This window comes from Albirhodobacter sp. R86504, from assembly GCF_042466415.1.
Classification (GTDB): Bacteria; Pseudomonadota; Alphaproteobacteria; order Rhodobacterales; family Rhodobacteraceae; genus Albirhodobacter.
The window spans coordinates 2,592,942-2,608,147 of the sequence record NZ_JAXHCH010000002.1 but is presented as its reverse complement, the minus strand read 5'-3'; the positions used below and the strand labels follow the sequence as shown (position 1 = coordinate 2,608,147).

Genomic DNA, 15,206 nt, shown 5'->3' with positions numbered 1-15,206 from the left:
CCGGTTGGGCCCAATTCGGGCTCTGATTACATGTGATTCTAGCGATGTTTTAGGGGGAAGGCTATAACAACTGCGTCATCATTTGTTACAGCGCCCCAGTCACCCGATCGCCCCGACAAATAAGGCACATCGAGCGATGCGAGCGCGGATAGAAAAGTCCGGCCTTTTCCGCGTTTTAATGAACTGCAGGGGCGATTTTTCGGCGGATGTCTGCGGGCAGACGCGCCGGTGCTCCGGCCTCGTTCAAACACACCAAAGTGACCTGAGCCGTAAACAGCAATTCGTCTGAGCGGAGCACATTTTGCTCCAGCACGATCCGCGCGCCTGTTTCCATCTCCAGACGGGTCTCCACGGTCAACTCGTCGTCGAACTTGGCCGGCTTGATATAATCAGCCTCAATCCTGCGGACCGCGAACACGATCCCGCTCTCCGCCTTGAGCGAAACCTGAACGACACCAAGCGAGCGCACCCATTCAGACCGCGCGCGCTCAATAAATTTGAGATAGTTCGCGTAATACACGATCCCCGCGAGGTCGGTATCTTCGTAGTAAACCCGCAGCGCAAATTGATGCATCAAACCGCCCCGATACGTGCGGCAAGGCGCAGCGCATGGCTCGGGTCCTGCGCCGCGACAGGCATAACAGGGTCGTAGACCGCGCGAATGACATCCCCGATTTCGGGGCGGATCACCGCAAGACCATTCGCCATACCCAAGGGGCTTGCTCCCTTGAAAGCTGTATCAGACCACAGGCAAATCATCAGAACCGCCTGATTCAACGCAATCGTCTCCGCTGGCACCTCATCCAAAGCGGCATCCATACGGATGAAAGCGAAGCACGCCTTGATTGCTCCTGCCTCATCAAATCGGAACACCCGATATTGGTTCGCGCCCGCGTCATCGAGCTTGGCCACGACATCCGAAAGCCCGTCAATCAGATGGTCAAGGTTGGGAACTTCCAACAACTCCTGCCAGTCGCGGAAGAAGAAGATCATGAGGTTTGCGCCAATATCCGCATCATGATCGGACATTTTATGGCCCGCCATCGCAACAACGGCCTCAACAGCGCCCTTCACGATTGACAAAGTCGCCGCCTCAACGCCGAAGACGATCGGCACAATCGGCCGCCCCCAACGAGCGAAAGCATAGCTTCCATCCGCCCGCGTAAAGAGGGTCTCAACCTCTTTGATCCCGAATTGCGCCATTCCGGCCCCCTCACGTTTCCCCAAAAAGATCTCCGCTCGGCGCGGGGCGCGGAGGTTCAAGCCCCATATGGCGCCACGCACGCGCGGCAAGCATCCGCCCGCGAGGGGTGCGCGAAATTAATCCCTGTTGCAAGAGGTAAGGCTCGATCACCTCCTCGATCGCGTCGCGGCTTTCCGACAGGGCCGCCGAGAGGGTCTCAACGCCCACCGGACCGCCAGCGTAATGCTCCGCAATCAATGTGAGATAGCGACGGTCGGCACCGTCCAATCCGAGCTTATCCACGCCAAGACGTGTCAGGGCGCTATCCGCAAGACTCCGCGTCAGCTGCCCGTCCCCCTCAACGAGCGCAAAATCAACCACCCGCCGTAAGAGACGCCCCGCGATCCGCGGCGTTCCGCGGGCACGCTTGGCGATTTCCCGCGTTCCGGCCTGCTCTGCCGGAATGCCCAACAAACGCGCGCCGCGACTGACGATGCTTTCCAACTCGTCCTCGGTGTAGAATTGTAAACGGGTCGGGATGCCGAAGCGATCCCGTAAAGGGGTCGTCAACAGGCCAAGACGCGTCGTCGCGCCCACGAGGGTAAATGGCTGCAACTCGATGCGGACCGTGCGCGCGGCGGGGCCTTCACCGATTACGAGATCAAGCTCGAAATCCTCCATCGCGGGGTAGAGAACCTCCTCAACAGCCGGATTGAGCCGATGGATCTCGTCGATGAACAGCACATCACGCGCCTCGAGATTGGTGAGGATGGCCGCGAGATCGCCCGCCTTCGCAAGCACCGGGCCCGAGGTCATCTTGAAATTCACCCCCAACTCCCGCGCCATGATCTGTGCGAGTGTTGTCTTCCCCAGACCGGGCGGGCCATGAAACAGCGTATGATCCATCGCTTGCCCACGCATCTTTGCGCTTTCGATGAACACACGTAAATTGGCCCGCGCCTCGGCTTGACCCACGAATTCCTCAAGCACCTGCGGCCGCAAGGCGCGATCGGCGTCTTCGGGCTGGCGGTCGGGGCGAAGCGTGGGATCGGGATCAATCATGGGAGCAGTGTCGCGCCTGTGAACGGGGGATGCAAGGACGTGCGGAAAAGAGTTTCAGGCGATGGGCCGGAGGGGGCGGGCCCCCTCTTCCTCGCGGCGTCTGCTCGCCTGAAAATACGCTCAAAATCCGGATGGTGTCAGGTTTTGGGGGCGAGCAACCGAAGCGCGCCGCGAATGAGTTTTGCGGTGTCATTCGCATCCGGATCGTCACCTGCTTGCGCAACCGCGCTCGCCGCATCCGACGGCGCGTAGCCAAGATTGGTGAGCGCAGACAGCGCTTCCGCAGCGTAGTTCACTTCGCGCGCGGCGGGCATGGGGCGTGTCTTGGGCCGCGCTTTGGGCTCAACCTCGATCACCTCGTCTGATCCCGCCGTATCCACCGACAAGTTCGCGCCCATCGCCATGACCGTCGGCGCCTTCGTCTTCAGCTCCATCACCACCCGCTGCGCCAGCTTTGGCCCAACGCCGGGCGCGGATTTAATCGCCCCCCAATCGCCCAACGCAATCGCCCGCCCGACACCTTCCGCGCCCAGCGTCCCCAAGATCGCGAGTGAGGCTTTCGCGCCGATGCCCTGAACAGAGGTCAAAAGGCGATGCCATTCTTTTTCCAGCATCGACGTAAACCCGAAAAGCTGCAGCAAATCCTCGCGAACGAGAAGCTCGGTATAAAGCGCGCAGACTTCACCAACGGGCGGCAAAGATTGCGCCGTGCGTGAGGAAACGTGAACGATATACCCGACGCCGCGCACATCAATCATCACATGATCCATCGCGCGGTGAAGAATGACGCCGTTGAGCCGACCAATCATGCAACATTTCCTTTCAGGGTGGTTTCATGCGCCTTAGCGAGCGCGGCAGTCAAGCGACCTGCGGACTGGAGATGGTGCGCATGGGTGATAGCAATCGCAAGGGCATCGGCGGCATCGGCCCCGGCAAGCTGAACCCCCGGCAATTGGAGTTTTACCATATGCTGGATCTGAACCTTATCGGCGTGCCCCACGCCAACGACCGCCTTTTTAACGGCGTTCGGCGCATATTCACCGATTGCGAGGCCCGCCTGCGCCGGCACTAACAACGCGATCCCTCGCGCCTGACCAAGCTTGAGCGTTGCAACCGCATCCTTGTTGACGAAGGTCTGCTCGACGGCGGCCCCATCGGGCAGGTAGCGCTCAAAAATAGCGGTAAGCTGCATGTGCAACTGCAGCAGCCGTGAAGCGAGTTCGGTTTTCGCGTCGGAGTGAATGATCCCGTTTGCGACATGGCTCAGCCGTGATCCGGCGACATCTATGATACCCCACCCGAGGTTCCGTAACCCCGGATCAATTCCGATCACCCGCATCCGCTCACCTCTTTTATGCTTTTTCCGACGCTTAGCACGAAAGGGGAACATTGCATAGGGCAATCCCCGAACGCCACCTGCCGCCCTGACACGGTGCGGCAATTCGACAACGAGGTGATAGGTCCGTGATAAGGGGTGATCCGCGCGCCCGATGGGCAAAGTCAGCGGGTTAGGAGTGCCTGCGGCGGCTAATTTAATAAACGAGCGGACGGATCGCCTCGCCAATCGCTTGCGTGATCGGGTCGGCGGTCATCACCCACGCACCGGCACGATCAAGCTTCGAGCCATCCGCAAGCGTCGCAATACGCAACTCGTACGTCTCCTGCCCAAGCTGGCCGAAGATCGCCGCTTTGAACAAGAGCGTAGCGGCGAGGATAAAAGCGAGCGGACGCAGGATTGACAGACGACGACGGCGCGGGCGTTCCATCGACGCGTAATAGGCACGGCCGATTGTCCCAGACGCCTCGAATGCGCCGCCCGCTTTGTGAATGCGGTCGATGCGCTTCAGACGCTTTTGAAATTCTCGCGTGTTCAGGTCTACCATTGTCGTCACCGTTAAAACTGTACCGTGAAAGATTAACCAGGCACCCACAATATACCGCAAAGATACAAAAAATTCGACTTAAACTTTGCGGGCATTAGCTCCGCTGAAGAACCAATGTCGTCCAGTCGCCATGCTCGTCGCGCGAGGCGAGACAATAGCCGACAGATTCGTAGGCGGAAATCACCTCGTCTGCCTGCTCATGCAGAATACCCGAGAGAATCACATGCCCGTTTTGCGACGTATTTTGCGACATTTCAGGGGCGAGCATCAGTAATGGCCCTTTGAGGATGTTCGCGAAAATCAGATCGTATGGCGCTCCCGCGGCCAGTTCAGGCGCATCAAAGCCTGCAGCTTCGACGCAGCGCACGCGGCCGCCCAGATCATTTGCGGCGACATTCGCCCGTGCCGTATCCACCGCGATTGGGTCGATGTCGGAGGCAATCACCTCCTCCGGCCATATCTTCGCCGCCGCCATCGCGAGCACCGCCGTGCCGCAACCGATATCAGCCACCTTCTTCGCCTGCAAACCGGCGGCCTCCATCCGGTCCAATGCGGTTAGGCATCCGAGCGTCGTCCCGTGATGCCCAGTGCCAAAGGCCATCGCCGCGTCGATCAAAAGCGGGATAGACCCTTGGGTAACCTTATCCGCGTCATGCGAGCCATGCACAAAGAAGCGCCCTGCGATAACTGGCGCCAACTCGCGGCGGACATGGCTCACCCAGTCGATATCCGGCAATTCCGACACAGCGAAGGGCTCCGCGCCATAAGCCATCGCGAGAATGGCCAGCTGGGTCTCGTCAGGGCGTTCAAGGAAATAGCTCCCGACTTCCCAGCGATCAGATCCGTCCTCGATTTCAAAAACACCAACGCCGTAGGGCGTCGGGTCAATGTTCTCCAAAATTTCGGAGAGTGCCTCCGCTTGGTCACGGTCGCCCAAAGTGGTGAATGCGGTGAAAGTTGTCATATTATGCCCCTTGATCGGGATCGAAGCCCGCTTCGCGCATCAACCGGTCCGAATTTGTTTCGATCACGGTTGAGATTTTTTCCATAAAGTCACTGGTCGGCAAGTTCGCCTCGATCGTCGGTAGGAATTCGATCACTGCAAGACCCGGCTTACGCAGCAAAGCCTGACGCGGCCAGAACACGCCCACATTCACCGCCACGGGGACGCAACGCTGGCCGAGCTGGTTGTAAAGCGCCCCTGTGCCGATCTTGTACTTCGCTTTCACGCCCGGCGCGACACGCGTCCCTTGGCTGAAAATAATAAGCTGACCACCCGTCCGTTTACCCTCGCGGACATCCGACAGCATCTTCTTGACGGCCGCGCCCTTGGCGCTGCGGTCTACAGGGATGCAGCCGATAAGATACCCGTACCATCCTACGAACGGCGTCCAAACAAGTTCCTTTTTCATGATAAACAGACCCGCCGGAACAGCGGAGTAGATCATCAAGATATCCAGAAAGGATTGATGCTTCGCCGCGACGAGAACATTCCCCGTCGGGATCTCGCCGCGCACTTCGGTGCGCAGCCCAATGAGCCAGCGCGCCGAAAACCGCACCCAGTGACAGAATTGCTGCGCCACCCAAGTCGCGCCTTTGCGTCCGCCCAAAATGCCGATCGGCAAGCCGCATACGGCGATAATGGCAAGCGCGACATACATCTGCACATTGAAGATGATGGAGCGGATATATTGGATGACGATCATCGGATCCCCCTCAGGATACGCAAAGCCGCGGCGCGCGTTGCGGCGAAGGCCACAACAGCCGCCAGCGGCGGGATGGCGAGCGGCCAAAGCCAGCCCGAGCCAGTAAAACCAAGCCCCGTCAAGAAGCCGCCTGCGGCCTCCGTATCAGGAAGAAGCGCGACAGCGATCATGCCAAGGGCGGTTCCCGCCCCTGCTCCGATCAAACCGCGCAAGGTGAAACGATGCACGAAAGCGCGCGCGATAAAAAGGTCTCGCGCCCCGACAAGCCGCAAAACTTTGATCACTTGTGCATTCGCGGCGAGGGCGGCTTGTGCCGCCAATGTGATGAGGCCCGCCATAACGCCACCAATGAGCAGGAAAGACAAAACGCCCAACAAACGTAGCCGCTCGGCGGCGGCAACAAGAGGTGCGCGCCACCTCGTATGGTCGTCGAAGACAGCGCCCGGCGCCTCCGCCGAAAGCCTCAGCCGCAGGCCCTCCGCATCAAAATCGGCCCCTTCCACAACCTCGACAAGCCGTGGAAGCGGCAGGGTCTCAACGGGCAGATCCGGCCCGAACCATGGGACGAGAAGCGCCTGCATCTCCTCTGTTTCCAACGCGCGGAAGCTGGTGACGCCGGGCGTCGAGGACAATGTCGAGAGAACGGCGTCCAACTGCGTCGCCATCTGATCCGCCGGGGCGGAAATCCGGATCGTTGCCGACCGCGCCAAAGCTTCCGACCACCGGTCGGCCAAGCGTCCCGAGGCCAAAGACAGCGCCAGTGCAAACACCGCCAAAAACGCCATCGCCGCAGAGGTCATCATCGTCAGCCGTGCGGTAAATCCTGTTGGGGGAACAACCCGATCGGACCCGCGCGCATCGGCCGATACAAACGATTTCAGGCGCTCAATCATGCTCATAGATCCGCCCCCGCCAGATGGAGCCGGCGATTCTGGATTCGAAGCACCCTTGCCTGCACCTGCGCCTTGACTGACCGGATCAACGTAAGATCGTGTGTCGCGATCATCACCGTCTTACCCATTTTATTCAACTCGATCAGCAGCGTCAGAAGTCGAAGAGACATTTCCCAATCAAGATTGCCCGTAGGTTCATCCGCGATGATCACATCGGGGGATTGGATCACTGCGCGGGCAAGTGCGGCGCGTTGACGCTCGCCGCCAGAAAGCTCTGGTGGCAGGGCATCCGCCCGCGCAGACAAGCCCACCCAGCCCAAAAGTTGCTTGAGCTCACCGGCGTTCACCGATTGGCCTGCAACCGCGAGAGGCAATGCGATATTTTCTGCGAGGGACAAATGGTCGAGGAACTGGCAATCTTGGTGCACCACCCCGACGCGGCGACGCAGCAGCGCCAAATCATCCCGCCCCATCGCCCGCGCATCCGCGCCAAACAGCGTCACACGCCCAGCCGTGGGCATGAGTTCCCCGTAGCACAGTTTCATGAACGTCGTTTTGCCCGCGCCCGACGGACCAGTCAGGAAATGAAACGACCCGGGAACGAGTTTAAGGGTCATCTCCGCGAGGAGTTCCCCTCCGCCATAGCTCATGGCAACATCTTCAAGCTCGATCACAGCAGAGCCTCCGGCCCGATAAAAATTGGATCCCGAACGGGATATTTCGACGCGACGAAAGTGAAGCACCACCGATCAGATCGCAGCACATAATCTTCATAATGCGTCAAACACTTGGACATTGGTTCGCCGCTTGCTACAACACCTCAGAAGCAATTGCCATAATGGCATTGATCCGAGGTGGTTTCGGGGGTTTTTATGCGGTTGACTTGTCCAAACTGCAATGCCCAGTACGAGGTAGATGCAGCTGTCATTCCGGACATGGGGCGGGATGTGCAGTGTTCAAACTGTGGGCAGACGTGGTTTCAAGCCGGCGCGCTCTCCGAGGTAGCAACGTCCGAACGCCAAGATGTGCAGCCTGTATCGGGCGTTCCCGCGCCCCATTCTGCGGAGCCCGATCCGTTTGACGGATGGGAAGACACCGCCGCCAATGAGGACGACGAGCCGCAAGCGGCGATTGAACCCGCGGAACACGAGGCATCCTCTGTCGCGCAAGCCCCCGCGAACTGGCCGGATCTTGAGCGCGAGATCGAGGCGGCCATGGCCGCAGATGGGACTGCCCCCGCCAAAAGCTTGGAGGACGGGTGGAACCGTGCGCAAGCCGAACAATACGGTTTCACGCCCGAAGAAGCCACGAACGCATCGGACCCGCAGGACGTAGATGACACCGCGCAACCGACGTCTCCCGAGCCGCAGGACGCGGTATTGGACCGTCCAGCCCAAGGCGCTTGGGAAAGCCAAGCATGGGACGAGTTCCAAACCCCCGATGTGGTCCCCGAACAAAGCGCGGATGCATTTGACGAGGATTATGAGGACGCACCTGCGCCCACCGCGATTCCGGCGCGGCGCACAATGGATGATGATTTGCTCGCCGTTCTGCGCGAGGAAGCGGCCCGCGAAGTGCAGGCCCGCAAGGCCGAAGGCAGCGCGCTCGAGGTTCAGCCCGAACTTGGTCTTGCCGCTATCAAGCCGACACCGCGCGCGCCCCTGACCGCGACGCGGGACGAGGCCGACGATTTCGAGCATGAAGTCCGTCTGAACAGCATGGATACGATGCCCGATGCAAATGCGCCGCGCGCCACGCGCCGCGACTTGCTCCCCGACATTGAAGAAATCAACTCCAGCCTGCGTGCGACATCGGATCGGGCAAAGCCATGGGACAAGGGCGATCCCGTGCTGGATCATCCTAAGGTCTCAGCGTTTAAAATCGGGTTCCTGACGGTGATCTTCATCGCTGTGATCGGCGTCGGTGTTTATGTGGCAGCCCCGAAGATCAGCGCGCTCTGGCCGCAAGCCGCCCCGTTGCTGTCGACGTATAGCGCGAAAGTCGATGATGCGCGTCTTTGGCTTGATCAACAGATGCTCGACATCACGCAAGCCCTGCGCGAACGCGATGCGTAACGTCTAAGGCGCGGGCGAGCGGCTCGCGCCTTAGACCATCGTCAGAACTGATCAAGCAGCCGCTGGAAGTAGTCGAGCTCCTCATCGGGGCGCAGCCGCTCCCCGGACCGCCGCCGCAATTCCTCCAAAAGATCCTGCGCGCGTTTCCCGGCGTCATTCTCCCCCAGCAGAGATTCGTTCGTCCCCAGTTGCTCTCCGCTGCCCTGATTTCGGCCCAACGGATCACGCGGCGTCTGATTGCCTGATTGCCCCCCACCTTGGCCCATCTGGCTGTCGTCACGTTCTTCGCCCTCCGGCGCGTCAGGAGTTGCCCCCATCGCCCGCTGGAACGAGCGCATCCCCTCGCGCAGGGCCTCGATCGCATCGGCCTGACGGCTTATCGCGCCGGCGGAATCGCCCTCGCGCAGCGCCTCCTCGGCGCGTTCCATCGCACGGCCGGCGTCGTCAAGACGACGACGGGCCTCCTCGCCCGCCTCATTCCCCGGGCGCGGCAGGAGCCCTTGTTGGCGGCCCAATTCACGGCGCAAATCCCGTTGACGCTCTGCGAGTTGATCGAGCGACTGCCCTTCATCGGAGGAGCCCTCCCCCCCGTTTGGATCCCCCTGTTGCGGTGCGCCACCGTCTTCGCCGCCGCCTTGCGGCGTATCCTCATCATATGGAAGATCCCGCAATGGCGGTGTCGTCCCATCTTGCTGGCCCCCGCCTGTCTCGCCGCCTTGCGAGGGCGCATCTGCGCGCGGGTCGCCCTGCTGGCGATCAAATTCTTTTTGCAACTCCCGGAACGCTTCATCAGACAGCTCTTGCTGATCTTTCAACGTCTCGGCTAGATCTTCCATCGCCTGACCGCCGGGCATATCGCCCTCGCCGCCCTGCCCTTGCTGGATTTCGAGGTTCTCCATCAGCTTGGCAAGTTGGTCCAACATCTCTTGGGCCTCGGACATGCGCCCTTCTTCCATTAGTTTTTGGATCTGATCCATCATCTGTTGGATTTGGTCGCCGGTGATCTGCTGGGCCTCTTGTTGTTGCCCAAATTGCGGGCCCTGATCTTGCTGCTCGGACTGCTGCGCGAGTTGGCGCATATAGTTGTCCGTCGCCTCCTTCAGCTCCGCCATCAGCTTTGCGATCTCGTCTTTCGACGCACCGTTGCGGATCGCCTCTGACAATCGTTGCTGAGCTTGCTGCATGGCGGCGAGCGCATCCGCCAAGCCGCCATCCTCCAACAGCTCCGCCATCTGCCAAAGCACATCCGCAAGATCATCGCGCAAGGCGGGCTCAATCGCGATATCGGCCCCCGCGGAGGCCGACACCGCCGTGATCCCCCCTTGCAAGCGGTCGATCACCGCGGGCAAAAGCTCCGCCACCTCGTCATTCGCAATGACCTGTTCGGACCGATGGTTGATCGCCCGCAAAATCTGCAAACTGCGCGCGGCATTTTGCGCAGACCAGAGCAGATCGCGCCGAACCTCTATGAAAGCGGCCGCGAGCGGATCGAAAAAGCGTCGCCCCGGCAGTTCCATCTGCTGCACCGGCGCACGCCCGAACTGTCCGCGCCCGTCCTGAACCTCAACCGTCACCGTCACAGGCAAGTTCGCCCAAGGGTGCTTGGCCGCGTCCTCGACCAGAGTCTCGGTGAACGCGACACGCGATCCCGAGATTGGCATTGGCAGGTCGAAGACAAGATCGGGGCGGCTCTCCGGCGCAACCGTTAGGCCAAAACGGCGGTCAACCGAGGCCAGATCGAGGGTGATCTGTGCACGGCCCTCATTCACCCCGTAATCGTCACTTGCCGAAAACGGTTGCGACAGCCGACCATCCGCACGGCGTGTCGCCGGACTTAACAGGGAAACCTCCGGGGCGTCATCAGCCAATAAGGTAATCTCGAACCGGCGCCCGAATGCGCCCTCAAGTACAATCTGACCAGAGGTCTCCGCGGTGAATTCGCGGCGTTCACCCGTCGCTGCCGACGACGCATCCTGCGGGGTCTCTCCCGATACGGTCTCGGTCAAAGGGCTAGCGGCTTGATCGCCGTAAAAGCGGAATGAAAAGACCGTGCCTTCCGGAAGTTCGAGAGTATCATCTTTGAGTGCGTTCAGATACAGCCCGGGCTTGCCCGTGTATCTTGGCGGCTCGGCCCACCCCTCCCAGCTCGGGCCCATCGCGGCCTGCGCCGGCCCGCCCAGTGGCAAGACCGTATGATCCGAGAAAACACCGCCCTGCCCCCCGAACAAAATCGCGATGCAAAGCGCGGTCAGCCCCGTAAGCCGCAAGGCAAATGGATCACGCGGCGCAAGATTGGCAGAGGGCATCGGCGCCTTCGCAGCCAACGCCCGCCGGGCCAAGCGCCGCCGGTGCACTTGCCACAGCGCGGCGACCGCATCATCAGCCCCGCCCAGCGCGAGATCATCGGTCAAGCCGGAAATCGGCCGATTGGGAAGGCGAGACTCCAGCGCGGCAATCGCATCGGTCCGGCTCGGCATCCGAAACTTACGCGCGCCCCAGAGCCCCGCCGCCAAAAGCCCGACGGTGCCGACAGCGGCGCTGATCTGCGGCGCGGCGGAAATAGCGCCGAAACGCACCGCAGCGATCGCTAAACACGACACCGTCATCAAAGGCCAGAACGCCCGCGCCGCGCGATCCACCGTCAAAGACATCCGCGTCAGCGCGATGGGGCGCCGCAACCGCAAAAGCGCGTCAGCCACCTCATCATTCGTCTCGCGCGGATCAGCCATGCAACGGAGCCCCTATGGGATATCTCAAACTTGGCAAACGCGGGATTGCGTTACAACCATTCGGGGATGCTATCGCGCGCAAGCATTTCCTCAAAGGAGGGACGCGCCCGGATGACGGCGAATTGATCCCCGTTCACCAAAACCTCTGGCACAAGCGGACGCGAGTTATATTCCGATGACATCACCGCGCCATAGGCCCCTGCGGACCGGAAAGCGACGAGATCACCCGCGCGCAAAGGCGGCATAGGGCGCGATTTAGCAAAGGTGTCCCCCGTTTCGCAAACCGGACCAACGATATCGACAGGCTGCGGCAGGATGGCAGCATCCGCCTCGATCACCGGCACGATATCATGATGCGCGCCATACATTGACGGGCGCACCAAATCGTTCATCGCGGCATCGACAATCAGGAAATCGCGGCCTTCGCCCTCTTTCAAATAAATGACCGACGTCACAAGAAGCCCCGCATTGCCCGAAATCAGGCGGCCTGGTTCGATCTCGATCTCGCATCCCAAATCCCCGACAGTGCGGCGGATCACATCACCATACTCGACAGGCAAGGGCGGCGCAGAATTTGAGCGCTCATAAGGAATGCCAAGTCCGCCACCCAGATCGAGACGGCGGATGTTGTGACCATCTTCACGCAAGAGCTGCGTCAGCTCACGAACCTTCATGAAAGCGGCCTCGAATGGCGCGAGATCGGTCAACTGGCTGCCGATGTGCACATCCACGCCGATGACATCGATCCCCGGCAAGCGGGCCGCTTCGGCATAAACGGCGCGCGCTTTGGCGATCGGGATGCCAAATTTATTGTCAGATTTCCCTGTCGCGATTTTCTCGTGGGTCTTGGCGTCAACATCCGGATTCACCCGTAGCGCGATCGGGGCCGTCACACCCATCGCAGCCGCGATGCGCGAAATCTCAAGAAGTTCAGGCTCCGATTCAACGTTGAACTGACGAATCCCCCCTTCCAAAACCAGCGCGATTTCCTCCGCTGTTTTGCCAACCCCGGAGAACACAATCCGCTCGCCAGGCACACCAGCAGCTTTCGCGCGGCGATATTCCCCACCCGAAACAACATCCATCCCCGCGCCTAGATCGCCCAATGTCTTTAACACTGCGAGGTTGGAATTGGACTTCACCGCGAAGCAGACGAGATGCTCCATCCCCGCCAAAGCTTCGTTAAACAGACGGAAGTGACGCGTTAAAGTCGCTGTCGAGTAGACGTAAAACGGTGTCCCCACCGCTTCCGCGATTTCGGTCAGGGCAACGTCTTCGGCGTACAGCGCGCCGTTGTTATAGAGGAAGTGATCCATTGAACCCTCAAATGCTCGCCCGCAGGCGTCGCCGTCATGTGTAAATCAGGAATTGCCGAGACCGGCCGCGTCCTCACCGGACACTGGGATGGTGGCTTGTTGCGCCGAAACTTGCCCGCTTGGCGCAATCGGATCACCGTCGACGCCGCATGCCGCCAAGGCCGAAAGGGCGGCAAGTGCCGCAAACAGTGTGATAGGCTTGATCATCGGCTCACCGTAAGAGTTGTGTCGCCCACTCGACCTTGCACCGAGGGAGAGACATTGATTCCTGAAGGCGACACCGAGACCCCCGCGTATAACGAGGGGTCCGAGCACGCGGCGAGACATAAAACCCATGCCAATCGGTAAGCCATTCACATTCCTTATCCCAAGAGTGCCTTCCAGCGCGCGATCTGCTCACGCACCTGCGACGGTGCAGTCCCGCCATAGGATTGACGTGAAGCAACCGAGTTGTGAACCCCGAGAACCTCGAAAATGGCGGAGGTGATCGATCCGTGAACCGATTGCATCTCCTCGAGGCTCAAATCTGGGAGGTCGCAGCCCTTATCTTCCGCCATCGCAACGAGCGTGCCTGTTACGTGATGCGCGTCACGGAACGGCAGGCCTGCCTCGCGCACGAGCCAATCCGCGAGATCCGTCGCCGTTGAGAAGCCCGACGACGCCGCGGCGGCGAGTTTGTCGGTATTCACGGTCAGATCAGAAATCATGCCCGTCATCGCCGCAAGTGACAGCATCAAGTTGTCGGCGGCATCAAAGACTTGCTCTTTATCTTCCTGCATGTCCTTGGAGTAGGCCAGCGGCAGCCCCTTCATGATCGTGAACAAAGCAACTGTGGATCCCAAAATCCGGCCAATTTTCGCGCGGATCAACTCGGCCGCATCGGGATTGCGTTTCTGCGGCATGATTGACGATCCTGTCGACCACTTATCCGACATTGCAACAAACCGGAACTGCGCCGACGACCAGATCACGAGCTCCTCCGCCAGACGCGACAGGTGCACGGCGCAGATCGATGAGGCCGACAGGAATTCGAGGGCAAAATCACGGTCCGATACCGCATCGAGCGAATTCGCCATCGGACGATCGAACCCGAGCGCCTCCGCCGTCATTTGGCGATCGATATTGAACCCCGTGCCCGCGAGAGCCGCGGCGCCCAGAGGCGATTCGTTCATCCGGTTGCGCGCGTCGATGAAGCGTGAACGGTCTCGCGCGATCATCTCAACATAGGCCATCATATGGTGTCCCCATGTGACAGGCTGCGCAGTTTGCAGATGCGTGAAGCCCGGCATGACCCAATCGGCCCCCGCCTCGGCCTGCGCCAAGAGTGCTTCGATCAACGCTGTCAGCGAGGCGATGGCCGCGTCACATTGGTCCCGCACCCAGAGTCGGAAATCGGTCGCGACTTGATCGTTACGTGAACGCGCAGTGTGCAAACGGCCCGCAGGCTCGCCAATCAAGGTTTTCAGGCGCGCTTCGACATTCATGTGAATATCTTCAAGCGCTGCTGAGAATGGGAAATTACCCGCTTCGATTTCTGACAAGACCGTGAGGAGGCCTTCACGGATCGCTTGCGCATCGTTATCGGTGATGATGCCTTGATGCGCCAACATCGCAGCATGGGCGCGGCTACCTCGGATATCTTGGGCGTAGAGCCGCTGGTCGTAGCCGATCGAGGCGTTGATTGCCTCCATGATCGCATCCGGACCTGCGGCAAAACGCCCCCCCCACATTGCGTTGGAGGTCTTATCCGTGGCTTGGTCGGTCATCATCAGGCCCTTTCAGGGAGGTAACATGCGCAAGATTTTCTATTTCGTCCTCTACACCGTGACCGCGTTCGGTGCAAATCCTGCTGTATCAGATCCGCTCGATGCACTCCGCGCGGGTGACATGCGCAACCTGAATCTTTCGGCGCCCCAAGAGATTCCGGATGTTGCCGTAACATCGCTCGACGGTAAGGAAATGCGATTTTCCGAGCATGAGGGCAAAGTGGTCCTCTTGAATTTCTGGGCGACATGGTGCGCCCCCTGTAAAGAGGAGATGCCCGCTTTGGAGCGCCTGGAGACGCGGTTGGGGGGCGATGATTTCGCCGTAATCCCTGTGGCGACAGGGCGCCAATCGACCGCATCGATTGAAAAATTCTTCACCGAGGCCGACATCAACGCGCTTCCTATTTGGCTCGATCCTAAGTCAGAACTTGCGCGTGGCGTTGGCGTCGCAGGCTTGCCCGCGACTTTGATCCTCGATCGAGATGGCAAAGAACGCGGCCGTCTTGTTGGCCCTGCGGAATGGGATGGCGAGCACGCCATCGCGTTGATCGAGGCCATCATCGCCGAATAAATCACACGTAGGGCGACAGGGC

At 60.2% G+C, this 15,206-nt stretch carries 16 protein-coding genes; 2 read left to right on the top strand and 14 right to left on the bottom strand.

Annotation, left to right across the window (positions count from 1 at the left end):
• Window positions 1-175: 175 nt before the first annotated feature.
• The 10 genes from ybgC to SJY32_RS14550 all read right to left on the bottom strand — a co-directional run bounded on the left by ybgC (window position 176) and on the right by SJY32_RS14550 (window position 7,401).
• Window positions 176-577, bottom strand: a complete 402-nt coding sequence (gene ybgC, locus SJY32_RS14595) for a tol-pal system-associated acyl-CoA thioesterase (protein WP_376876921.1) — start codon at window positions 575-577, stop codon at window positions 176-178.
• Window positions 574-1,227, bottom strand: coding sequence for a hypothetical protein (locus SJY32_RS14590; protein ID WP_376876918.1), 654 nt, complete (start codon window positions 1,225-1,227; stop codon window positions 574-576). The genes ybgC and SJY32_RS14590 overlap by 4 nt, the downstream gene beginning before the upstream one ends.
• Entirely contained in the window at window positions 1,214-2,245 is a 1,032-nt protein-coding gene (gene ruvB / locus SJY32_RS14585) for a Holliday junction branch migration DNA helicase RuvB (RefSeq protein ID WP_376876915.1), read from the bottom strand. The genes SJY32_RS14590 and ruvB overlap by 14 nt, the downstream gene beginning before the upstream one ends.
• Before the next feature lie 137 nt (window positions 2,246-2,382).
• Window positions 2,383-3,054, bottom strand: coding sequence for a Holliday junction branch migration protein RuvA (gene ruvA / locus SJY32_RS14580; RefSeq protein ID WP_376876912.1), 672 nt, complete (start codon window positions 3,052-3,054; stop codon window positions 2,383-2,385).
• Window positions 3,051-3,584 (bottom strand): crossover junction endodeoxyribonuclease RuvC, encoded by a 534-nt coding sequence (gene ruvC, locus SJY32_RS14575; RefSeq protein ID WP_376876909.1) that lies wholly within the window; start codon window positions 3,582-3,584, stop codon window positions 3,051-3,053. Before ruvC ends, ruvA begins: the two co-directional genes overlap by 4 nt.
• 193 nt (window positions 3,585-3,777) lie before the next feature.
• Window positions 3,778-4,128 carry a hypothetical protein gene (locus tag SJY32_RS14570; protein WP_376876906.1) on the bottom strand — a complete coding sequence of 117 codons (351 nt, stop codon included), beginning with the start codon at window positions 4,126-4,128 and terminating at the stop codon, window positions 3,778-3,780.
• A 94-nt stretch (window positions 4,129-4,222) separates the two neighbouring features.
• The gene (locus SJY32_RS14565; RefSeq protein ID WP_376876903.1) at window positions 4,223-5,092 is read right to left on the bottom strand and encodes a 50S ribosomal protein L11 methyltransferase; all 870 of its coding nucleotides are present in this window, start codon (window positions 5,090-5,092) and stop codon (window positions 4,223-4,225) included.
• 1 nt (window position 5,093) lies between these two features.
• Window positions 5,094-5,834, bottom strand: a complete 741-nt coding sequence (locus tag SJY32_RS14560; RefSeq protein WP_376876900.1) for a lysophospholipid acyltransferase family protein — start codon at window positions 5,832-5,834, stop codon at window positions 5,094-5,096.
• Window positions 5,831-6,733: a cell division protein FtsX gene (locus SJY32_RS14555; RefSeq protein ID WP_376876897.1), complete on the bottom strand. Its 903-nt coding sequence runs from the start codon at window positions 6,731-6,733 to the stop codon at window positions 5,831-5,833. The genes SJY32_RS14560 and SJY32_RS14555 overlap by 4 nt, the downstream gene beginning before the upstream one ends.
• Window positions 6,730-7,401, bottom strand: a complete 672-nt coding sequence (locus SJY32_RS14550; protein WP_376876894.1) for a cell division ATP-binding protein FtsE — start codon at window positions 7,399-7,401, stop codon at window positions 6,730-6,732. Before SJY32_RS14550 ends, SJY32_RS14555 begins: the two co-directional genes overlap by 4 nt.
• Window positions 7,402-7,599: 198 nt before the next feature.
• Here SJY32_RS14550 and SJY32_RS14545 point away from each other — a divergent pair, with 198 nt between their 5' ends.
• Window positions 7,600-8,802: a zinc-ribbon domain-containing protein gene (locus tag SJY32_RS14545; protein ID WP_376876891.1), complete on the top strand. Its 1,203-nt coding sequence runs from the start codon at window positions 7,600-7,602 to the stop codon at window positions 8,800-8,802.
• Window positions 8,803-8,843: 41 nt separating this feature from the next.
• On the opposite strand, the gene SJY32_RS14540 is transcribed toward SJY32_RS14545, so the two are convergent.
• The 4 genes from SJY32_RS14540 to argH all read right to left on the bottom strand — a co-directional run bounded on the left by SJY32_RS14540 (window position 8,844) and on the right by argH (window position 14,613).
• Window positions 8,844-11,531: a DUF4175 domain-containing protein gene (locus SJY32_RS14540; protein ID WP_376876888.1), complete on the bottom strand. Its 2,688-nt coding sequence runs from the start codon at window positions 11,529-11,531 to the stop codon at window positions 8,844-8,846.
• A 50-nt stretch (window positions 11,532-11,581) separates the two neighbouring features.
• Window positions 11,582-12,847, bottom strand: a complete 1,266-nt coding sequence (gene lysA / locus SJY32_RS14535; RefSeq protein WP_376876885.1) for a diaminopimelate decarboxylase — start codon at window positions 12,845-12,847, stop codon at window positions 11,582-11,584.
• Between the two features lie 45 nt (window positions 12,848-12,892).
• Window positions 12,893-13,054, bottom strand: a complete 162-nt coding sequence (locus SJY32_RS14530) for a hypothetical protein (RefSeq protein ID WP_376876882.1) — start codon at window positions 13,052-13,054, stop codon at window positions 12,893-12,895.
• Between the two features lie 155 nt (window positions 13,055-13,209).
• The gene (argH, locus tag SJY32_RS14525; protein ID WP_376876879.1) at window positions 13,210-14,613 is read right to left on the bottom strand and encodes an argininosuccinate lyase; all 1,404 of its coding nucleotides are present in this window, start codon (window positions 14,611-14,613) and stop codon (window positions 13,210-13,212) included.
• A 25-nt stretch (window positions 14,614-14,638) separates the two neighbouring features.
• Between argH and SJY32_RS14520 the strand changes: the two genes are divergently transcribed.
• Window positions 14,639-15,184 (top strand): TlpA disulfide reductase family protein, encoded by a 546-nt coding sequence (locus tag SJY32_RS14520; protein WP_376876877.1) that lies wholly within the window; start codon window positions 14,639-14,641, stop codon window positions 15,182-15,184.
• Window positions 15,185-15,206 lie beyond the last annotated feature (22 nt).